Genomic DNA, 20712 nt, shown 5'->3' on the forward strand with positions numbered 1-20712 from the left:
ATGGAACTGCTCGGCAAGACCAACATAGACTTTATTGGCAAGCGAAACATTTCCTTTGTCATATCGGCAATTATTTCGATTATTGGCATCATTGCCATCATTCAGATCGCCCGCGGCGAGGCCAATATGGGCATCGACTTCTCCGGCGGAACATCCATGCAGCTTAAATTTACCAAGCCGGTACCCATAGCGGATGCCCGTGCTGCACTTCACAAAAACGGTATTGCCAAGGCCGAGCTACAGGAAATCAAAGACGGCAATAAGTTGCTGATAAAGATCGACAAGAACACCTCTTTGGCTCTCGGTAAAGCTGCGGAAGCTGTACAGACCGCTTTTAAAAAAGAGTTCGCCGACAACATTTTTACGGTTGAAAGTTCGACAGAGATCGGTCCATCAATCGGCGACAAATTACGTAAGGACACCCTGGTGGCAGTTGTCATCTCTCTACTCGGCATCATCCTCTATATCGCCTGGCGCTTTGATTTCAAATTCGGTATCGGAGCCACTCTTGCTACCATGCATGATTGCCTGGCCATGTTTGCGGTGTTCTATGTGATGAACAAGGAGATCAATCTGCTGTTCATTACCGCCGTTCTGACGATTGCCGGTTATTCGCTTACCGATACGGTGGTTGTCTTTGACCGTATCCGTGAGAACCTGCACAAGAATCTCAAGGGTGCCATGCATAACATCTTTAATTTAAGCATCAATGAGGTGCTTTCCCGTACAATCGTAACATCCTTCACCGTGTTTTTGGCAGCAGCGTCATTGTTTCTCTTCGGAGGAGAAGTTATTCATGATTTCTCCTTGGCACTGCTGATCGGAGTTCTGGTTGGGACCTATTCTTCTATCTTTGTTGCCAGCCCGATCGTGGTGCTGCTTGAAAACCGGGCTCTGGCCAAACAGGGCGAAAAAGCGTAATCGGTTTAAATCCATCAAAGGAGACGTCCGTTGAAAAAAGAATCGATTTTAATTTGTGTCGTATCGCTGGTTGTCGGTTTCCTGTTGGGTTTTCTGATCGGTAGCTCCAGCAATGCCGGCAAGAGTGTTCCGGCGACCGCCAGTATTCCTTCCGGCGCAGGTTCACCCACCGATTACACCAGCAGGATTGCCGAGGCTGAGAAGATTGTTGCACAGGATCCAAAAAATCTGAATGCCTGGCTTTCACTCGGCAACGACTATTTTGATACAGAGCAGGCCCAAAAAGCCATTAACGCCTATGGCAAGGTGCTTGAGATAGAACCGAATAATCCGAATGTATTGACAGACCAGGGTGTAATGTACCGCAAGGTTGGCTGGTATGACAAAGCTTTGGCCAATTTCGAAAAGGCTCAGAAGATTGATCCGAAACATCTTCAAAGCCTGTTTAATTCCGGAGTGGTTTATGCGGTTGATCTGAAAGATCATGTCAAGGCTCGGCCATATTGGAAGAAGATACTGGAGATCGACCCGAACAGCGCAACAGCCATGCAGGTCAAGACCATGATGCAGGGTGTGCCGGATACACCACCCACAGGAAAAAAATAACAAAAAAATCCTCCGGAAACGGGGGATTTTTTTTACATATTCAGTCATGAGGAATAATGAGAAAGCGTTGGAAGTTGCGAGATAACGGGAACATTTTGTCCGTTCAGGCAGGCCATAGAGTTCTGTTGCATCCGATCGTTGTTGCCATTCTTGCCGCACGAGGCATGGTGAACGAAGCGGCAGTCCGTTCATTTCTTTCGCCGATGTTATCAGACATGCTGGATCCGAACCTGTTGCATGGCATGTCTGCAGCTGTTGAGCGACTGATGACGGCCCGTTGCACGAAAGAAACCGTTTGCATCTATGGCGATTACGATGTCGATGGAATTTCCGGAACATCCCTGTTGGTCTCATTTCTGCGTGCCTGCGATTTTACCAGCACCTATTTTATCCCGAATCGATTTGACGACGGATATGGGCTTAATGCCGAATCAATCGAGCAGATCATTGCACTCGGAGCAAACCTGATTGTTTCGGTAGATTGCGGCATCACGGCTGTTGATGAAGCAATGCTGTGCAGGACGCGGGGGATCGACCTGATCATTGTCGATCATCATGCTCCCAAGGACGTGATTCCCGATGCCTGTGCCGTACTTAACCCGCTCCAACCCGGTTGCAGCTACCCGTTTAAATCTTTGGCAGGTGTCGGGGTTGCCTTTAATCTCCTGGTTGCCCTGCGATCAGCCCTGCGCGCAGCCGGCGTTTTTGCCGGCTGTGAGGTGCCTGATCTCCGCAGCTGGCTTGACCTGGTGGCTCTGGGTACCATTGCCGACGTTGTGCCTTTGGTCGGCCAGAACCGGATGTATGCATTTCATGGATTAAAACAATTATCCACTTCCTCGAAGCCCGGTATTATGGCACTTAAACGTGTTGCCGGCATAACGGACGACGTGTCCTGCGGGCAGGTCGGTTTTCGACTGGCACCCCGCTTGAATGCCGCCGGCCGTATGGAAAGTGCCGTGCCGGGTGTGGAACTGTTGCTCAGTGATGATGCTGAAAAATCCCGACTGATTGCCGAGGATCTGGATAGCGCCAACGCCGAGCGCCAGACTGTTGAAAAACGAATATTTGATGAAGCAGATGCGATGATACGTGCCGCTGACAACGCATCCGAGCGCCGCAGTATTGTTCTTGCCTCTACCGAATGGCACCAGGGTGTGGTCGGAATTGTTGCATCGCGATTGGTGGAGCGCTATCATCGACCCACCATTTTGATTGCCCTGACCGGGGACGGCTTTGGAAAAGGTTCGGGACGCAGCATCCCGGGATTCCATTTGCTGGATGCCCTTTCATCCTGTTCTCAACACCTGGATCGATTCGGGGGTCATCGCTATGCGGCCGGGGTCACCCTCCGGGCCGATCATGTTGCCGCATTTGCAGACGCTTTTGAAGCCGCTGCCGCCCGCATCCTGACGGACGATGATCTGATTCCGATCCTGGAAATCGATACCGAGGTGCAGCCTGCCGATCTATCCAGAGAATTGGCACTGGAACTCAAGCGGCTGGAGCCGTTTGGAGCGGGCAACCCCGAGCCGGTGCTGATGATGCGCAATTTGACGGTTGTTGAACGGCGGGTGGTCGGTGAAGGTCACGTGCGCTTGAGGCTGAAGAGAGATAAGCATACGTTTACCGCCATAGCCTTCCGCATGGCAGAGCGGGAGATTCCCGAACAGATTGATATCGCCTTCTTCCCGGAAATCAACGAATGGAAGGGCAGTTCCACTGTGCAGCTGAGGATCAAGGACCTGCGTCCGGAGGAGTAATTCATGCAACGTAACGAGAGATTCGACAGTGCCGACCGGATCATCAAGATCGGTTTCTGGGTTAATGCCGTTTTGATGGTCTTCAAGCTTTCAGCGGGTTATTGGGGCCATTCGGATGCGGTCTTTGCCGACGGTATCGAGAGCGCCTGTGACTTCATAGCGATCTTCTCCACCATGGTGGCGCTGAAACTGGGTCGCAAGCCGTTCGACGAAAAGCATCCCTACGGTCATGGCCGGGCCGAGAGCCTCTCTGCGCTGCTGGTCTCGCTGGTGATCCTTGCCACCGGTGGTTGGATCCTGTCTGATTCAATCCATGCCATCATCGACCGGGATTTTCAGACACCTAGTATGATCGCAGTGCTGGCAGCGTTCCTTACGATCATCATCAAGGAATGGCTGTATCGTTTTACCCAGAAGACCGGCGCGTTGCTGGCCAGTCCATCGCTCTTGGCCATTGCCAAGGATCACCGCAAGGATGCCATCACCTCCATCTCGACCCTGGCGGGGGTCGTCGGCGCCTTTTTCGGCTTTGGCATCATGGACCCGCTGGCAGCCGGCCTGACATCCTTTTTTATCCTGCATATCGGCTATCAGACCCTAAGGGAAGCAGCCCATGACCTGATGGACGGCTCTGCGCCGCCTGATTTCATCGCCGAGGTGACCCGCCTGGCCGAGAGTGTCGAGCGTGTGGAACATGTCCACGACATCCGCGGCCGTCGCAGCGGCCAGTATATGGTCATCGATCTCAAGCTGGAGATGGATCCGGCCATGACGGTCAAGGAATCCCATGACATAGCGACCAAGGTCAAAAAGCTGATATTCGACGGTTTCCCCAATGTGGGTGACGTCATGATCCATATCAATCCCCATGAAGAGGAACATGAGGATTTGATCCGATTGTGACCATGACCGCGCTCCCCATTGACGAAATCATCCCGGAACTGCTGCAGACCCTCCGCACCACATCCAACTGCATCTTGCATGCCCCGCCCGGTGCCGGCAAGACCACCCGTGTCCCGCTGGCGCTGCTGGAAATCATCCCGCCTGATGCCGGCCGTATCATCATGCTGGAACCGCGCCGTCTGGCTGCTGTTTCCGCAGCCCGCTGGATGGCTTCTGTCCTGGGCGAGGAGGTCGGCCGGACAGTCGGCTACTCGATCCGCTTTGACAGCAAGGTCTCCCGGACTACTCGCATAGAAGTGGTCACGGAAGCGATCCTGACCCGACGCATACAGAATGATCCCATGCTGGAAGGCGTGGCGATGGTGATCTTTGACGAGTTTCACGAGCGCAGCATCCATGCCGATCTGGGACTGGCACTCTGTCTGGATGTACAACGTCAGGTGCGGAGCGACCTGCGCATCCTGGTCATGTCGGCCACATTGGAGTGTGAAGGTATCTCCCGGCTGATGGACGGCGCTGCCATCATCCGTTCTGCCGGGCGCTCGTTTCCGGTGCAGGAGATCTATCTGGAGGACCAGCCACATGGTCCGCTGCCCCCCCGTATTGTGGCGGCTACACTGCGGGCGCTGGCTGAAACGGAGGGAGATCTGCTGGTCTTTCTGCCCGGTGCCGGCGAGATCCGTTCCTGTGCCGCGCGTCTGTCCGAAGCCGGCCTGACGGAGCGGGGGATAAGCATCCACCCGCTCTACGGCGATCTCCCCTTTGAAGAACAGCAGGCCGCCATCCTGGCGGGCAGACAGCGCAGGGTGGTGCTGGCCACCAGCATTGCCGAAACCAGCCTGACCATCGAAGGGGTGCGGATTGTGATCGACTGCGGCCTGTCGCGCCGCATGCGGCATGACCCGGCCAGCGGCATGAACCGCCTGGTGACGATCCGCGAGTCCCGCTCTTCGGCCGAGCAGCGCAAGGGGAGGGCCGGGCGCCTGGCCCCGGGAGTCTGCTACCGCCTGTTCAGCCGGCATACCTGCTGTGCCATGACTGCGCAGACCCCGCCGGAAATCCTGGACAGCGATCTCTCACCCCTGCTGCTGGAGCTGGCCGCCTGGGGCGTCAGTGAACCCTCGGGCCTGACCTGGCTCGATCCCCCCCCCGCGGCGGCCCTGTTTGTGGCACGGCAACTCCTGGTCGAGCTGGCGGCCCTTGACACCGCCGGTCGGGTCACCCCCCTGGGATCGGCTATGGCACGCATTCCGCTGCATCCCCGTCTGGCCCGCATGCTGCTCAGGTCTCAGGAGAACGGGTGCCCCGGCCTGGGGTCTGATCTGGCCGCACTGCTCTCTGAACGGGATATAGTCCGGCGCACTGTTCCCGGAGGCATCGGGAGAGGCCGGGCACTCGACGTAGCTGAGCGGCTGGAGCTGTTGCGGGAGTGGCGCGCCACCGGCCGCTGCGACGCTGCTGCGGATTACAGCGCACTGAAGAATGTCGAACGGATTTCACGACAGCTGCGGTGCCTGCTGGAAGGTGCCGACAAGAAACCTGTGAACACAGATGTCACTGCTGATATCAGCCGTCTTCTATTGGCCGCTTATCCGGACCGGGTGGCCCGGCAGCGGGTACCGGGAACCGGCAGTTATCTCCTGGCCAATGGACGGGGAGCGCGCCTGTCAGCGGCGGGATCAATTTTCAGCAGCATGTACATTGTTGCCGTATCCGTTGATGCCGGTGATCAGGCCGAGGGGATCATTCATCAGACGTCACCGCTAACGGAGGAATTGCTGCGTGAAGAACTGGGGCACCTGATCAAGCTCAGGGACTGCATCAGCTGGGATATTCGAGAGGGGAGGGTGGTTGCGGTCAGAGAGGAGTGTCTCGGGGCGCTGTCCCTGGCGTCAAGACCGTTTGTGCCGACTCCGGCGACGCAGCTGCCGGTGGTGATCGAGGCGGTGCGCACATCCGGGCTCGATCTGATTACCCGTAATGAAGCCTTTCTTCAGCTTCAGGCCCGGGTAATGCTCCTGCGGCGTGCCTATCCCGGCGACAATTGGCCGGACCTGTCGGACACAGCCCTGTTGGAGTCCCTGGAAACTTGGCTGGCCCCGGCCATTACCGGCGTCCGCAACAGCCAGCAACTGGCAGCGGTCAATTGCTCTGCCGCCCTGCTGTCACTGCTTGATTATCGCCAGCAACAGGCACTGGACGAACTGGCGCCCACGCACCTGGTCGTGCCCAGCGGGTCGCGCATCAGGCTGGATTATTGCCAGGGGGAACTGCCGGTGCTGGCGGTCAAGCTGCAGGAACTGTTCGGGCTGGTTGAAACGCCAACGGTTGCCAGGGGCAGGGTGGGGGTGCTGCTGCACCTGCTGTCACCGGCCGGGCGACCGCTGCAGGTGACCAGGGATCTGAAGGGCTTCTGGGATGGTTCCTACCATCAGGTGAAAAAGGAGATGAAGGGGCGCTACCCCAAACACCCCTGGCCGGATGATCCCTGGAATGCCGCCCCGACCAGGCGGCTGAAACCCAAAGGTACCTGATACTTCAACTTCATCCGCTGTACATTCAGCTTACCTGATTGAAAAACTTCCCAAAATTTCTATTTACATGGTGGCACGGATAGTCAGTCCCTTGACCAATAGTGTGCCACAGAGGACCTTGACGGTACCAAGGATCGTGGTCTGACCGGCTACGGAATCGAAGCCGGAGGCATATCCGCCCCGGAGAGATACAGTTGCGCAACTGTCTAAGGTCAGATCTTCGCTGATCTCAATGTTCCGGGCAAGAAGTAGAGCTGGTGTGCCGAATGTGACGGCAGACAACGCCGAACTAAGGGAAATATGGAAACTGTCCTGCTGATTCGCCATGCTGAGCAGCACATTCCGGGCAACGTTCCAGGAAAAGGCAGCAGGGGTGGGATCATTGTTGCCGGACTGATCTGTGGCCCGCACTGCAAAAGTATGGTTCCCTTCACTGAGTCCCGAGACGGCATGGGGGCTAGCACAGCTGCTCCAGATGCTGCTGTCGAGAGTACAGCTAAAGGTTGCTCCCGCTTCGTTGGCCGCGAAGCTGAAACTGCCTTTCAGCGTGGCTGTCACTCCCGGAGGTGTGGCCAGCAGCTCAGTTTCCGGCGGTACGGTATCGACGCTCCAGGAATAAACGGCTGGGGCAGGTTCGACGGTGCCGGTCAGGTCGATGGCTCGCACGGAGAAAGAGTGATTACCCTCACTTAACCCGCTGATGGTATGAGGAGTGCTGCAGGGGAGAAAACTGCTGTTGTCAAGCCTGCACTCGAAGGTGGCGTTTTCATCGGCAGAGAAGCTGAAGCCGGCGATTGTGGTGGAGGATAGGGGTGCTGGTGTGGCGGTCAGTGTTGTGACAGGCGGGATACCGTCTGACAGGGTGATGTCGGTGCTCATTGTTGCTCCGGCATCGCTGATGGCGGTAAGGCTGAAGCCGGCCGGGTCGCCATTGTAGAGGCGGCTGGCCGGTCTGGTCACGTGGCTGACAGAACGGTTGACGGAGGCGCCGGGGAAGGGATCACCTGCGTCACCCCGATTGGTCTTGTGTTCCAGATCATAGCTGTTGTCAGCCTGGACCAGGGCCACCTTGTAATGACTCAAGCAGGCGCTGCAGCCCGGATACCACTCGGATGCATTACCGCTGCGGGACTCGTCGATATGCCAGAGCAGCATGCCGGAAGCGGGCAGGGCTGCATCAAAGCCGATCTTCTGGCGATTCTCAACCAGGAAATACTCCCCCCCGGTGGAGGGGCTGCCGTTCAGGAACTGCCAGACCAGGCCACTGTCTGTGATTGCCGGAAGTGCCTTGCCGGCTTCGCCAGTAACTATAGGGACCGGTTCGATCCACCCGAGCAGCCGCTTGCTCCAGGGGTCCGGGTGGCTGGGGCGGTCACCGAGCCGCTCGACCTTTCCCCAGGATCCTGATGCCATCAGGCTCCAGTTCCCCACACCTTCCGAATATGCCGGCCGGTCTGTATCGTAGAGATCGATCAACCCCAGGACATGGCCGTACTCATGGGCAAAGACCCCGATGGTGGTCATGCCGGGATCCAGAGCGGGCGGCAGGGTTTCCGGCATCATGATGTAATCATCCACCACCATATAGCGGCCGGGGTCGGTCCGGCATTTGTCGGTGGTGGTGAAGGCGTCGTGATGTCCCAGGCCATAGCTGTAGGTGGAGGACAACGACCAGCTTTGAGACCATATATCTGTAGCATTTGCGCTGGCTTCCTGAGCAGTCCCCTGATGAATAATGGCGACCACATCCACGATGCAATCGCCATCGGAATCATAGGCCGAGAAATCCATGGTTGCATCAGCCTGGGAGACCGCTTCGTACACCAGGTCCCCGGGCCACATGTCCGGAGGGCCCCAGCCGCTGGGCTGGCCGTAATAATCGTGACTATTGGCAGCGGTATACCAGCCCAGCACACCGTCTGGACCGGGGGAGACCGTGAAAACAGCTCTGGAGACTTCCTCGTAGTAATCCTTGAAACTCCAGCTGCCACTGCCAAAGAGCAGGGCCGTAAAGTCATTTGCACTGTACGTTGCAACGGTGTCGTTAAAGTTGATCAGGATGACGGGGATATTGCGAATGGTCTGGGTGCTCGGAGACAGATAAGGGGCGGAAGCAGTGGACAGCGATCCCAGTCCGTTGGACAGGGCGGTATTGTCTGCCCGTCGCATCAGTCCGTGACCTTTTATTGAGCCCAATCCTTTTTTCAGGCCAAGTGGCATGTCTTTTCCGACCCGGTTCCGGCTGCTCGTCAATTCGCCGCTTTGACTCAGTTCGGCGTAGGTCCAGCTGGCAAGATGCAGATCGAAGAGGATGGTATACCCGTCTTCTGTCTCCCAACCGGAGCGGAATTCGTCGCCCCACTGCCGGGCGGCAAAGACAGCGCCATCCGGCTGCCGCAACTGGTGAACGAATGGTGCTGCCGGAACCGCCTGAGACTCAGGCGCCAGCGCAGCCAGCATAGTCAGGAGCATACACAATATCAGAAGGCTCTGCTTCCCGGGCATGGCGATCTCTGTCAGGATAACTGCAAAACAGAAGGCGCTTCGATGTGGTATGTCTTGCTTTCCATTGCTTGGTTCACGGATTTACATGAAAAGTAACGTCCCCGGCAGCACCGCTTCCGGCAGATGAGACCCCGCGGCCAGGGTTGGCTGCCAGATGGCGGAGGATGGCAAATACGGACTCCACATCATCCGGTTTTCCCAGTTCTGCGGCTATCTCCAGGGCCGTCATTTCCCGCTTGCGGGCACCCAGCAAATCCAGCGCCGCCTGCTGCAATGAAATAACCGCGCCGGCTGCCTTTTTGCCAGCCTCAACTCCGGGCTGATGGTAGGCGTTGATGTTGATCAGGCCGGCGTACAGGCCGACCGTGCGCTCGAACAGGGCGATCAGGGCGCCAACCGTCCGGGCATCCACCGTGTCAACGGTGATGGTCATGGATTCACGTCCCATGTCATACAGGGCCGTGCGGGTACCCTGGAAGAATCCGAACAGATAATCGCCGCTGGTGATGCCGGGATCGACCTGCAGGGAGGCGCCGTTCCGGTCTTTGAGTACCTCGATGAAGGTCACGAAGAAGTTCGCTACCCCTTCGCGCAGCTGCTGTACATAGGCATGCTGGTCGGTGGATCCCTTGTTGCCGTAGACGGTCAGCCCCTGGAAAACCTGTCTGCCGTCCAGGTCCAGCTCCTTGCCGATGGATTCCATGATCAGCTGCTGCAGGTAGCGGGAGAAGAGCAGAAGACGGTCCTTGTAGGGGAGCATGACCATGTCCTTTTCGCCCCTGCCGCCCGTGGCGTAGTGCCACATCAGGGCCATCAGGGCAGCCGGATTTTTCAGGGTGTCCGGGGTACGGGTGATCTGGTCGCAGAGTCTGGCCCCCTCCAGCAGGGCGCTGATATCGATGCCCTGCAGCGCAGCCGGTAACAGCCCCACGGCCGAGGTGACGGAGGTGCGGCCGCCGACCCAGTCCCACATGGGGAAACGTGCGATCCAGCCTGCGCCCTGAGCCAGTCTGTCCAGCTCGCTGTCATCGCCGGTCACGGCAACCGCATGGCGGGAGAAGTTCAGTCCGGCACGGCTGTAGGCGGCCTGGGTCTCCAGCATGCCGTTGCGGGTCTCCTTGGTGGAGCCGCTCTTGGAGATGACGATCACGAGTGTGCGGGCCAGATCGCTGCCCAGCCCGGAAATGACGCGGTCCATGCCGTCAGGGTCGGTGTTGTCCAGGAAGTATGCCTTCATCCGGTCATGGGGATGGGAGAGGGCGTCCGCCACGAACTGCGGTCCCAGGGCTGAGCCGCCGATACCGATCACCAGCAGGTTGTTGAACGGTTGGCCGCTTTCCGACCGGATTTGCCCGTTGTGGATATCACGAACAAAGGACAGTACCTGGGCTATGGCTGATTCGATCTGGCTGCGCATGTCAGCATCGGGGGCCAGGGCCGGGTTGCGCAGCCAGTAATGCCCGACCATGCGCCCCTCATCCGGGTTGGCGATGGCGCCCTGTTCCAGGCTGGTCATGGCTGCAAAAGACTTCTGCATGCCAGGTTCCATTCGACCCAGGAAACCATCATCAAATTTCATCCGGCTGATATCAAGCGACAGGCCGATCTGCGGGCAGGTGCACAGGTATGTGTTGTAACGATCCCATAGCTCTCTTTTATCCATGACATCTCCTTTTGGTAAAGCATTCAGAATGACCTTCAGTCGATTGCAGCAGTGCAGCTAGCAATGAAAAGACGATTTGATTGCCCGTCTAGCAGAATTCCTCTTTGCGGATATTGTATTTTTTAATCTTTCGATAAATTGTGGCCATGTTCATGCCGGCTTCGCGGGCGGCCTGCTCCACATTGCCATGGAATTTCTTCAGCAGTCCTTTCAGCAGGTCGGCCTCGAACCTGTCGAGGGCAGCGTTGAAGGGCACCTCTCCTTGCCCCTCCGGCTCCGCTCCCCCGGGCTCGTTCGAATCGGCGAGCACCTCGATGAACTGGATCAAGGTTTCGCGGGAGATGTAGTCGTGACCCTCCATGGCGATACAGGCTTCGATGACATTCCTTAGCTGGCGGATATTGCCCGGCCAGGCAAAGTGGCAGAGTGCCTGCATGGCCTCCTTCTCGAATCCTTTGACCTGCGTTCCGAATTTCTGATTCTGCAGATGAATGAAGTGGGCTGCCAGCAGAGGGATATCATCGATGCGCTCCCGCAGGGGCGGCAGGTGGATGTTGACCACGTTGAGCCGGTAAAAAAGGTCTTCGCGGAATTCGCCGCTCTTGACATTCTGCTTCAGATCGGAATTGGTGGCCGAGAGCACCCGCACATCGACGCGGGTCGGCGCGGTGTCTCCCAGTCGATTGAACTCCTTTTCCTGCAGAAAACGGAGCAGTGTCTTCTGGACGTTCATGGGCAGGTTGCCGACCTCGTCCAGAAAGAGTGTGCCGCCGTCCGCCGCTTCCAGAAGTCCCTGGCGGTTCTCTTTGGCGCCGGTGAAGGCACCTTTCCTGTAGCCGAACAGTTCACTTTCAAGCAGAGTTTCAGGCAGAGCGCCGCAATTGATGGCGATGAATTTGCGCTCGTGACGCGGGGAATTGTAATGAATGGCCTGGGCGATCAGCTCCTTGCCCGAGCCTGATTCTCCGGTGATCAGTACCGAGGTGTCGCGTACCGCCACCTTCTCTACTTTTCCCAGGATGTTCTTGAGTACGTCCGATGCACCGATAATATTATCGAAACAGAATTTGCCCTCCAGTTCCCGGCGCAGTTCCCGGTTTTCTTCCAGGAGTTCCGACTGTTGCAGGGCGTTTTTGACGCGGTAGATCAATTCATCCGGTTCAAAGGGCTTGGTCAACATGTCATAGGCGCCCTTGCGCAGGGCCTGGATCGACATATCCACCGTTGCATAGGCGGTGATCATAATAACCGGGATATCCCTGGATACTTCCTTGACCTTTTGCAGTACCTCCAGCCCGCTCATGCCTGGCATTTTGATGTCGGTTATAACCAGATCCCAGGCGCCGGGACGGAACTCTTCAACAGCCTTTTGGGGTGAAGTATAGGCCTGTGCCAGGTAGCCGTTGTCCAGCAGGATCTGCTCCATCATGCGGCAGAGGCCGGCTTCGTTATCAATCAGCAGGATGCGCTTTTTTTCGGACATCTACAGCTCCTCGTGCTTTATGGCAAGGGTCACTGTTACTGTCGTGCCCTTGTCCGGTTCACTTTGTATCTGGATCTGACCGTGGTGCTGCTCGATGATCTGGCGGGTGATCGCCAGGCCCAGGCCGGTTCCGCGCTCTTTGGTGGTGTAAAACGGCTCGAAAATCTTTTCTATATGTTCACCCGGAATACCGCAACCGTCGTCAATGAAGGCGATCTGGACATGTTCCGCGTCGAGCTGTGACGTCTTTATTGTGAGATGGCCGCCATCCGGCATTGCTCCACCGGCATTAAGAATCAGGTTGATGGCCACCTGGCGCATCTGATCGCCATCCAGCATGACAGCCGGCAGGGTCGGGGCGAAATCTGTTGTGATTGTTACGCCACGCATATCGGTGTGGTTGGCGGCAAAATCAACGATTTGAATCAGCAGTTGGTTTAGGTCGGTAAGTTCCTGTGATGGTCGAGGTGTACGGGCGTAACCTAGCAAGTCCTGGACGATTTTCTTGCAGCGCTTGCTTTCGCGTTTAATCTCGTGAATATATTTGAAGTGCGGGTCATCTTCCGACATTTTGCCTTCAAGATAACCGGCATATCCCAGGATTACACCCAGGGGATTGTTTATTTCATGGGCTACACCCGAAGAAAGCACCCCCAGTGACGCCATTTTGCCCTGTTGTGCCAGGGTTGACTCCATTTCCTTGTTGCAGCGGATTATATCTGTCATGCGGTTGAAGGCAGAGGCCATTTCGGCCAGTTCATCCTGCCCGCTGACTGTCATCTTTTCCTCGAGATTGCCGCGCTTGACGCGACGGATGATCTCGATCATGTGGGTGATGGGACGGGTAAAATGGGTGGATGCCCTGAATACCAGCAATGTTGCTACGGTGCCGACCACGAGAATCAGAAGTACCATGCTGAAAAAAATGTGCGCCTTTATTTTCTTGGCTTCGCTGTAGAACTCATCTTCGTAGGAACCGACCGCGACGATCCAGTTCCAGGGCTGGTAGTACTCATAGTGGACGATTTTCATGCGCGGAGTCATGCTGCCGACGTTTTTCCAGGGGTAGCGGATCCAGCCGCTTTTCTTTTCGCACATCTCCCTGATAAAGGGGAAGCCGCTTGAGTCGCGGGAATCATAGACATTTTTCCCCTCTGCATCCGGGTGAATCGTGAGGGTGCCGGTACTGTCCATACAGAAAATATAACCGGTGTTGCCAACCTTCTTGTTGATAATCTTTTTCTTAAGGGCGGCAAAGGCCAGGGCCTCCTCTTCACCGCTTGCAGCAGCAGGATTTTTGTGCATGCCGCTACGAAAGTGCTGATTGTGCGAATCGAGCAGGTCTATGGTGAAGAAGACCATGTGCTGAAGATCGTCCTTGCTGGCCTGGGTAACCCCCAGATAGGCCTGGTGGTTGGCGATATAGCCAATCATTGCGGCAACGATCAGGATCGGTACAATGACCAGCGGCAGAACCAGTGAAAGCAGTTTCCAGCGAAGTTTGAGATTATTGAAAAATGTATTCACTGCAGCTCCATACGGTATACATTTGTATTTTCAATGATATACCTGAATATGCCTGCTAAATCAAGCAGGGATGCCTGGAGAAAAGCGCATGTCTGTGGTATGGTGACAAAAATGTCGGTGTGGTTCAGTCGCGGATATGCTTGTACGGAAATGGATTGACGGTGACGGCAGTCACGATCTGATCAGCAGCTTTGTTTGCGGTGCTCGATAACGCTGTTTTCCAGCTTGACCTCACGGATGATCTTTTCGGCTTCTTCGGTGCTCAGACCCACGCTGGGGCGATTTCCCATCCAGTGGGTCACATCATCCTTGGGCGGGTCGAGCAGCTGGGGCAGGGCCGGACCGGGGATGTGGCGTCCGCCGACATACAGGGCCGCCTGGAAAGCGTCCTCTTCTTTTACAAGCGCAAAATCGGCTTTCATGCCGTTGGAGAGCATCTTGCTGAAAATAGTGCGTTTGAAAATCATTGATCTCCCCTCCTGCAGAGCCTGAAGTCTCAAGATGAGTAATTGCATGTTATACCCTTATAAATCAAGAGAAATCGAGGATACGAGTGACAGTATATCATCAGAATAGAACCATGAAGGCGATGCTTGAGACCCTGTCCCGCGAGTACCTGCAGGGCAAGGAAGAGGTGTTGCGGCTGTCGGTGATTGCACTGTTGACCGGAGGTCATATCCTGATCGAGGATCTGCCGGGACTGGGCAAAACCACGGTCGCCCTGGCGTTGGCAGCCAGTACCGGTCTCGCCTTTGGACGTGTTCAGTGTACCAGCGATCTGCTGCCTTCCGATATCACCGGACTATCGGTCTTCAACCGCGAGGAGGGCCGCTTTGCGTTTACCCCGGGGCCGATCTTCAATAATATAGTCCTGTTGGACGAGATCAACCGGGCCATGCCGCGGACCCAGAGCGCCATGCTGGAAGCCATGGAGGAACGGCGGGTAACGGTTGAGGGGGTGACGCATCACCTGCCGGACCCGTTCATGGTGTTTGCCACCCAGAACCCGTCCGATCAGAGCGGCACCTTCCTGCTGCCCGAATCCCAACTCGACCGGTTTCTGATCTGCACCGACATCGGCTATCCGCCGGAACAGCTGGAGAAGGGTATCATCGCCGGTGGCGGTATTCGCGAGCGCATTGCCGAGATGTGTGCTACTGCAGAGGCAGAGGATATCCGCGCGGCACGGCGGCTGGTGTCGCAGGTGTACCTCTCGGAGGTGCTGGTCGGCTACATCTATGCCATCGTGGCGGCGACACGCGCCCATTCCGTGATCCAGACCGGACTATCCACGCGGGCGGCCATCAACCTGGCTCAGGCTGCCCGGGCAGCAGCCTTTCTTGAGGGGCGCGATTTTGTTGCCCCGGAAGATGTCAAAGGGCTTGTCCAGGCTGTCTGCGGCCACCGTCTGGTCATGCGGCCCGAACATGAGTCGGTCCACAGGGGGGATTTGCTACGCGCACTCATCAGCGACATACCATTGCCTTTGGTCTGAAGGTCAACAAAACCGGGACGCTGTATATCGTCATTACGCTTCTGCTGGGTTTCGCCGCCGTCAATACCGGCAACAACCTGCTGTTCCTGATTGTGTCGGGATTGCTGGCCTTTATGTCTGTTACCGGTCTGGCCGGGATGCTTAATCTGAAAAGGCTCACACCCGAACTGCTGCCTCCGGCCGAGATATTTGCCGGTAGCCCCGCCCCGTTCCGCCTCTTTCTCCATAATGATAAACGACGACTGCCGTCATTTCTGATCCGAGCCGTCTGTGAAAACGGCCAGGGTATCACTCTGCCGGTCGTGCCGCATGCTTCCACAACTGAATCTGTTGTACTGCTTACCTTTCCCCGCAGAGGTCACGCCAGGATCGGCATGGTCAGCATCAGTTCCCCGTTCCCGGTCAATTTTTTCACCAGGTTCTGGAAATTCAGCATTAATGACCCGTTTGTCGTATTTCCCCGCCTGGTCCCCGGCATTCTGAACGAAAACGGCCGTGAGGAGCGTCCGGCCGGCAGCAACATCCGCCAGGAGCGCGGGCAGGATGGCGAGCTGGAGCGGATAGCCGGCTATTCGGGGCGTGAGCCGCTGCGAAACATACACTGGAAGCTCTCGGCGCGGGGCGATGACCTGCTGGTCAAGGAATTTGGCCGTCAAGCTGCACCGCCGCTTGTGATTGACCTGGATATGCTGCCGGGAGCCTCACTGGAGGAACGCATCTCGCGGGCGGCCTGGCTGGTGCGGCGCTGGGTGCAGCAGCGCCCGGTCGGCCTGTGTCGCAGCGGCAGGACGATCCCGCCCGCCACCGGCAGGGTTCAGGGCGCTCTGTTGCTGAAGGATCTTGCACTGTATGATCTCGATTAACGTACTTACGGCACTATTGTCGTACGCGATCACACTGTGCGGCATGCTGCCGCTTTTCCCCTGGCTGGCGGGTGCGCCGCGTCTGATGTTTGCTGTCGGTATGGTTGCCGGGATCTGGCAGGATCGCCGAGGTGCCTGGCCGCTTAAAAACTGGATGTTCAACGCAGCAATTGTTCCGGTATTTCTGTACTACGCACTTCAGTTCAGCCGGGCAAACCCGGTCCAGCCGGTTGTCAGTGTGTTGGCCATCATGCTGGCGGCGCGCCTGGCCGGCCCCAAGACCGGCCGTCATTACCTGCAGATATCGGCCCTGTCCCTGTTTTGTCTGGCATCTTCCTCCCTGTTTGACCTTAGCCCTCTGTTTCTGCTCTACCTGGCCCTGATGTTGTTTTTGGTGGCTGTCTCACTGGTGCTGCTGACGTTTTACAGCCAGGATCCCCGCATGCAGCTGTATAGCACTGACCTGCGCAAGGTGTTGGCAGCAGGTTTGCTGATGCCGTTGGCCACGCTGCCCTTGCTGGTATTCTTCTTTCCGCTGCTGCCGCGCACCCAGCTGCCGCTCTGGAACTTCCTGGCTGCACCCGCTTCACGCACGTCCGGTCTCGGTGAAACGGTTGATCCAGGGAACAGTGCCACTATCGGCGCTGCCCGGGTGCTGGCTTTCCGTGCCGAAATGCCGCTGCAATCGCAGCAGCAGCTGTACTGGCGCGGCATTGTCTTTAACCGCATTGACGGGCGCAAATGGGTGCGTGTCGTGCCCCCCTCCGAAAATATTCGTTATTCAGGCCGGCGCATCAGCCAGACAATCTATCCTGAGCCGGGACCGTCCCGGGCACTTCTGGCACTGGACGCACCGGCTTCGCTTACCCTGCATCGTTCACGGCGCTTGTCCGATGGTGTTTATGAATACCAGGGATTCGCCAGAAGAAGGTATACCTACTCCGCAGAATCGGTTTCAGCGGGTCTGTTGGCAACTAATGGTGACATCAAGCGTGCCTTTTATCTGACAGTGCCCGACGATTTGTCGGAGCGAATCAGGCAGCTGGCGGACAGTATTCGACGTCAAGGCAGGGATGACGCCGAACGGCTTGAGCGACTGGAGCAATATTTTCGCAATGGTTCCTACAGTTACAGCAAGACCGGATTGCCGACCGGTGATCATGCCCTGGAACAGTTCCTGTTTGAGAGCAAGCGGGGGCATTGTGAATTTTTTGCCTCTTCATTTGCCCTGATCCTGAGGGCTGCCGGTGTACCGGCCCGCCTGGTGGGTGGGTATCTGGGTGGTGAGTATAACCAGCTGGGCGGATATTATCTGGTCAGCGAAGACATGGCCCACGTCTGGGTTGAGGTGTATATCGCCGGTCAGGGCTGGTTGCGGGTTGATCCGAGCCGTTTTGCCCAGAATGCCGCTACGGTCTGGGCAACACCCCGCAAGAGTCTGCTGCTTAAAATCAGGATGACGCTGGACTCGCTGGATCACACCTGGAACCGGACGGTTATTTCCTATGATTTTGAGCGCCAGATCGAGGTTGCCAGCACGATCAGTACGCGTCTGCAGGGATTCGAAGCGGGCAGGGCACTGAAGGCTGTACTGCCCTATCTTGGTAGTGCGGCAGGGATGGTGGGTTTGATTGTGATGCTGTTGCAGCGAAAACGGATCTTCCCCTCACGGGAGGAGCGCCTGTTGCGGGCCTTCTACCGACGCGTCGAACGGGAATGCGGTGTACGTCCGGAGCGGGGCAGGGTGGGGCTGTTCGAGCTGGCGGAACTCACGGGAAATGCCAGGGTGCGGGAGTTTGCAGATATATACGCCGGGGCGGTGTATCGTGACAGAAGGCTGACGGATGAGGAATATTGTCAGCTGAAACAGATTGTCGGGGATGGATTCAGGGTAGATTCCGATTGATCCAGTTTCCTGTACAGCACTCGCGCCGTCGGCATCTCGTCCTCCGGCAGCTCCTCGTAGTACAGGATTTCTCCCGGAAACCCCTCACAGATACGCTGCAGTTCTCCTCGTCGCAGAAAATAGGCCGGGTTGTGCGTGGCCAGCAGTTGGGGCGACTCCATGATGGTGTCGATGATCAGCAAGCCGCCCGGTGACAGTGAGTGGACCTCCTGCTGTATCAGTTCCCGCAGCAGGAAATTGAAGTTGATGATCAGGTCGAACTGCTCAGTCAAGCGGTATTCGTCCAGGTCCACCTGACGGAAATCGACGCTAACCCCTTCTTTTTCAGCCCTCTGTGCCGCTTTGCCAAGACCCACGTCGGAAATATCCAACCCTGTTACCGCAAAGCCGTTGTGCGCAAGAAAAATACTGTTGCGACCTTCTCCGCAGGCGATATCCAACGCCCGTTTGCCGGGGGCTAGCCTGCGGATCCTTCCGATCTCTTGGGTAAGAAACGGTGATGGTTTCTCGCCCAGGAATGTTTCTTCCGATTCAAATCGCTGATTCCACTTGGTTCTATCCGACTCCATAGTTCGTCCTTTTTTTTGCAATATTGCAAAACACATCGGAACAGCTGTTCGCATTTTTGCAAATGTGTTTCCAGATTCTGTATACATTTCTAACATACCGGTATTAAACGGTAAAGTGCGACAACGTAGCTGAAATTATGTATACACGATCTTCGCGATGGTATCTGGCTCCGGTTGGATGCTTCTCGCATAATTGCAAAAAACAAGAACAGTAAATTAACGTTAACGTGTTGTAGGTTGCGCAACTATCTTAATTTAAGGCTGTTTTTAGATATTTTATGACTTGGCCCGCTCGTTGCATTTACTGTTTCATCGAGTTACGAGAGGATGCTATGGCAACTTCAAACATCTGTCCGTTTTACGGCAAAAATGATGATTATTGTGACGTGGGGTGCGGCTACATTTCTACACATGACGTGAATATGATTATTCGCTATTGCAGTGGACGTCATGCCGAGTGTGTCAAATATCTTGAGTTGGCCGACAGGTTCCCCGGCGAACTGAGCAATCTGGTCAAGTGCTAACTATATACAATATCCGAGTGAAGGGAGGAAGCGATGTTTTATAATCTGGCAGTTAACTTCAATGGTTTTTACGCAAGCCTGGCTCTGACCGTTACCATGCTGTTTATAATAATAACATGTACAAAGGAGAGAAAAGATGAGCGAAAGAGAGCTTGAATTGATGCAGAGGATCGAGGATCTGGAGCGTCACACCTGGCGTAACAGTGCCATCCTCCGTTCAGTGGCCATGGTTGCCTTCACGGCACTGATCGGAATTGTCGTTGCTTCAGGAGTAGTCGGTGGCGGCCGCGGCAGTCATTGGTCTGGTCCGGCCTGGAATACCATGTGGCTGTATGGTCTGTTTGCTGCCAATGCTGTGTCCATGTTCTGGACCACTCATAAAGAATAGGGGGATAATCCAATGCCGATGAAGATATCTAACGCAATCCTGCTGCTGGTTGTCTGTGTAATCAGTGCCGCTTTCAGCATGCAGCTTTTTTGTGGTCTGGACGAAATGATGGGCGATCAGTACTGGGTTGTTGATCAGACCCAAGGCGATCATGGCTGGTATGCCATGGGACTGCTGCCGCATGTCAAGAAGATGCCCAAGGATGTTGTCAAGGCCATCAACACCGACGCAGATCCGAAAAACGATCAGATCATCTACGCCCAGAGCGGTGATTTTGCAGGAAAGTCGGTATATGGCATCTGTTTCGGCATTCCCCTGATCATGTATCTGATCTGGTTCGCCTTTATTATCGGTTTTCCCGACAAGGTTGACCCCTATCTGCTGCCGCGCAAGATCTTCACCATCGCGGTTATCATCTGCTGCTCGGTGGTTGCTAATCTGTTCCTGATGCGCATCGCCGGCGACTTTGCCCGCGATCCGATGTCCCGCATTGCCAATTTAGCCGGTAATCATGCCTCTCTGCTGTTCCATAACGCCGGCATCTGGTTTGCCATCCTGTTCTCGGCTCTGGGGACACACAACCACTCCTACAGTGAGGTCCAGGCGCCCGACAGCCGTAAATGGCAGACCCAGGCCAATGAGAAGTTCAACTGGATGTTCACGCTGTTGGGTATTGTGACTGTTCTGGAAGTGGTGCTGGTGCAGAATAAACTGGCACTGCCGGATGCGGCCGTTGATTACTCGGTCTGGATTATCTGGGTTGTCATCTTCATGCGCATGTATGGTTTTTCCCCAAAATACTGGATCAAGCGTCCTACCGGCATCGCCATCATGGTTGTCGGAACGCTGCTGACCCTGCCGGTATTCTACATGCTGGAGCGGGTGACCGGTACACTGGGCGCCGGCTTTGCCTCGCCGATCCTGGCCAAGGCCCTGGGTGCTGAAAACCAGAATATCGGATTGTCGCTGATGGTGTCGATTTATCTGGTGTTCTGGATGGAGTTTGCCACTGCAATTCGTATGAACGGCCCCAGCAAGAAGGCCGTTGTTCAGAAATACTGA

Annotated in this window: 17 protein-coding genes; 11 read left to right on the plus strand and 6 right to left on the minus strand. The window is 56.1% G+C overall.

Features of this window, described 5'->3' with window-relative positions; translation table 11 throughout:
* Genes secF through hrpB form a run of 5 tightly spaced genes read left to right on the plus strand, consistent with a single transcriptional unit; the run spans nt 1 to nt 6727 of the window.
* Nucleotides 1–921 (plus strand): protein translocase subunit SecF, encoded by a 921-nt coding sequence (gene secF, locus ACOCF6_RS21545; RefSeq protein ID WP_482462382.1) that lies wholly within the window; start codon nt 1–3, stop codon nt 919–921.
* A 30-nt stretch (nt 922–951) separates the two neighbouring features.
* Nucleotides 952–1527, plus strand: coding sequence for a tetratricopeptide repeat protein (locus tag ACOCF6_RS21550; RefSeq protein ID WP_482462383.1), 576 nt, complete (start codon nt 952–954; stop codon nt 1525–1527).
* Between the two features lie 56 nt (nt 1528–1583).
* The gene (recJ, locus tag ACOCF6_RS21555) at nt 1584–3290 is read left to right on the plus strand and encodes a single-stranded-DNA-specific exonuclease RecJ (RefSeq protein ID WP_482462384.1); all 1707 of its coding nucleotides are present in this window, start codon (nt 1584–1586) and stop codon (nt 3288–3290) included.
* A 3-nt stretch (nt 3291–3293) separates the two neighbouring features.
* Nucleotides 3294–4193 carry a cation diffusion facilitator family transporter gene (locus ACOCF6_RS21560; protein WP_482462385.1) on the plus strand — a complete coding sequence of 300 codons (900 nt, stop codon included), beginning with the start codon at nt 3294–3296 and terminating at the stop codon, nt 4191–4193.
* Nucleotides 4194–4195: 2 nt separating this feature from the next.
* Nucleotides 4196–6727: an ATP-dependent helicase HrpB gene (gene hrpB / locus ACOCF6_RS21565; RefSeq protein ID WP_482463418.1), complete on the plus strand. Its 2532-nt coding sequence runs from the start codon at nt 4196–4198 to the stop codon at nt 6725–6727.
* A 63-nt stretch (nt 6728–6790) separates the two neighbouring features.
* Here hrpB and ACOCF6_RS21570 read toward each other — a convergent pair whose 3' ends face one another.
* From ACOCF6_RS21570 to ACOCF6_RS21590, 5 genes are all read right to left on the minus strand, one after another.
* Entirely contained in the window at nt 6791–9199 is a 2409-nt protein-coding gene (locus ACOCF6_RS21570; protein WP_482462386.1) for a M6 family metalloprotease domain-containing protein, read from the minus strand.
* A 106-nt stretch (nt 9200–9305) separates the two neighbouring features.
* Complete coding sequence (locus ACOCF6_RS21575) at nt 9306–10895, minus strand: glucose-6-phosphate isomerase (protein ID WP_482462387.1); 1590 nt, start codon at nt 10893–10895, stop codon at nt 9306–9308.
* Nucleotides 10896–10983: 88 nt separating this feature from the next.
* A complete protein-coding gene (locus ACOCF6_RS21580; protein ID WP_482462388.1) occupies nt 10984–12378 on the minus strand; it encodes a sigma-54-dependent transcriptional regulator in 1395 nt (464 codons plus the stop codon).
* The gene (locus ACOCF6_RS21585; RefSeq protein WP_482462389.1) at nt 12379–13905 is read right to left on the minus strand and encodes an ATP-binding protein; all 1527 of its coding nucleotides are present in this window, start codon (nt 13903–13905) and stop codon (nt 12379–12381) included.
* 182 nt (nt 13906–14087) lie between these two features.
* A complete protein-coding gene (locus ACOCF6_RS21590) occupies nt 14088–14372 on the minus strand; it encodes a hypothetical protein (RefSeq protein WP_482462390.1) in 285 nt (94 codons plus the stop codon).
* A 113-nt stretch (nt 14373–14485) separates the two neighbouring features.
* On the opposite strand from ACOCF6_RS21590, the gene ACOCF6_RS21595 reads away from it, so the two are divergent.
* The 3 genes from ACOCF6_RS21595 (at nt 14486) to ACOCF6_RS21605 (ending at nt 18169) form a co-directional block, all read left to right on the plus strand.
* A complete protein-coding gene (locus ACOCF6_RS21595) occupies nt 14486–15400 on the plus strand; it encodes an AAA family ATPase (RefSeq protein WP_482462391.1) in 915 nt (304 codons plus the stop codon).
* A 113-nt stretch (nt 15401–15513) separates the two neighbouring features.
* A complete protein-coding gene (locus ACOCF6_RS21600) occupies nt 15514–16263 on the plus strand; it encodes a DUF58 domain-containing protein (RefSeq protein ID WP_482462392.1) in 750 nt (249 codons plus the stop codon).
* Complete coding sequence (locus tag ACOCF6_RS21605) at nt 16250–18169, plus strand: transglutaminase TgpA family protein (RefSeq protein ID WP_482462393.1); 1920 nt, start codon at nt 16250–16252, stop codon at nt 18167–18169. Before ACOCF6_RS21600 ends, ACOCF6_RS21605 begins: the two co-directional genes overlap by 14 nt.
* Here the strand turns inward: ACOCF6_RS21605 and ACOCF6_RS21610 are convergent.
* Nucleotides 18121–18738 carry a class I SAM-dependent methyltransferase gene (locus tag ACOCF6_RS21610; RefSeq protein ID WP_482462394.1) on the minus strand — a complete coding sequence of 206 codons (618 nt, stop codon included), beginning with the start codon at nt 18736–18738 and terminating at the stop codon, nt 18121–18123. The two genes, ACOCF6_RS21605 and ACOCF6_RS21610, sit on opposite strands and share 49 nt — an antisense overlap.
* 332 nt (nt 18739–19070) lie before the next feature.
* On the opposite strand from ACOCF6_RS21610, the gene ACOCF6_RS21615 reads away from it, so the two are divergent.
* The 3 genes from ACOCF6_RS21615 to ACOCF6_RS21625 all read left to right on the plus strand — a co-directional run bounded on the left by ACOCF6_RS21615 (nt 19071) and on the right by ACOCF6_RS21625 (nt 20712).
* Complete coding sequence (locus ACOCF6_RS21615; protein WP_482462395.1) at nt 19071–19262, plus strand: hypothetical protein; 192 nt, start codon at nt 19071–19073, stop codon at nt 19260–19262.
* Between the two features lie 136 nt (nt 19263–19398).
* On the plus strand, nt 19399–19650 hold the full coding sequence (locus ACOCF6_RS21620; RefSeq protein ID WP_482462396.1) for a hypothetical protein: 252 nt from the start codon (nt 19399–19401) through the stop codon (nt 19648–19650).
* A gap of 12 nt (nt 19651–19662) precedes the next feature.
* Nucleotides 19663–20712, plus strand: a complete 1050-nt coding sequence (locus ACOCF6_RS21625; protein ID WP_482462397.1) for a hypothetical protein — start codon at nt 19663–19665, stop codon at nt 20710–20712.

This window comes from Geobacter psychrophilus, from assembly GCF_056821595.1.

What these genes read in the sequence shown, in the direction of transcription:
- ACOCF6_RS21610 (WP_482462394.1), bottom strand. Translation starts at nt 18,738, where the DNA reads ATGGAGTCGGATAGAACCAAGTGGAATCAGCGATTTGAATCGGAAGAA.
- ACOCF6_RS21580 (WP_482462388.1), bottom strand. Translation starts at nt 12,378, where the DNA reads ATGTCCGAAAAAAAGCGCATCCTGCTGATTGATAACGAAGCCGGCCTC.
- ACOCF6_RS21620 (WP_482462396.1), top strand. Translation starts at nt 19,399, where the DNA reads ATGAGCGAAAGAGAGCTTGAATTGATGCAGAGGATCGAGGATCTGGAG.
- ACOCF6_RS21560 (WP_482462385.1), top strand. Translation starts at nt 3,294, where the DNA reads ATGCAACGTAACGAGAGATTCGACAGTGCCGACCGGATCATCAAGATC.
- hrpB (WP_482463418.1), top strand. Translation starts at nt 4,196, where the DNA reads ATGACCGCGCTCCCCATTGACGAAATCATCCCGGAACTGCTGCAGACC.
- ACOCF6_RS21615 (WP_482462395.1), top strand. Translation starts at nt 19,071, where the DNA reads ATGGCAACTTCAAACATCTGTCCGTTTTACGGCAAAAATGATGATTAT.
- ACOCF6_RS21600 (WP_482462392.1), top strand. Translation starts at nt 15,514, where the DNA reads ATGTCTGTTACCGGTCTGGCCGGGATGCTTAATCTGAAAAGGCTCACA.
- recJ (WP_482462384.1), top strand. Translation starts at nt 1,584, where the DNA reads ATGAGAAAGCGTTGGAAGTTGCGAGATAACGGGAACATTTTGTCCGTT.
- ACOCF6_RS21590 (WP_482462390.1), bottom strand. Translation starts at nt 14,372, where the DNA reads ATGATTTTCAAACGCACTATTTTCAGCAAGATGCTCTCCAACGGCATG.
- ACOCF6_RS21625 (WP_482462397.1), top strand. Translation starts at nt 19,663, where the DNA reads ATGCCGATGAAGATATCTAACGCAATCCTGCTGCTGGTTGTCTGTGTA.
- ACOCF6_RS21595 (WP_482462391.1), top strand. Translation starts at nt 14,486, where the DNA reads ATGAAGGCGATGCTTGAGACCCTGTCCCGCGAGTACCTGCAGGGCAAG.
- secF (WP_482462382.1), top strand. Translation starts at nt 1, where the DNA reads ATGGAACTGCTCGGCAAGACCAACATAGACTTTATTGGCAAGCGAAAC.
- ACOCF6_RS21570 (WP_482462386.1), bottom strand. Translation starts at nt 9,199, where the DNA reads ATGCTCCTGACTATGCTGGCTGCGCTGGCGCCTGAGTCTCAGGCGGTT.
- ACOCF6_RS21575 (WP_482462387.1), bottom strand. Translation starts at nt 10,895, where the DNA reads ATGGATAAAAGAGAGCTATGGGATCGTTACAACACATACCTGTGCACC.
- ACOCF6_RS21605 (WP_482462393.1), top strand. Translation starts at nt 16,250, where the DNA reads ATGATCTCGATTAACGTACTTACGGCACTATTGTCGTACGCGATCACA.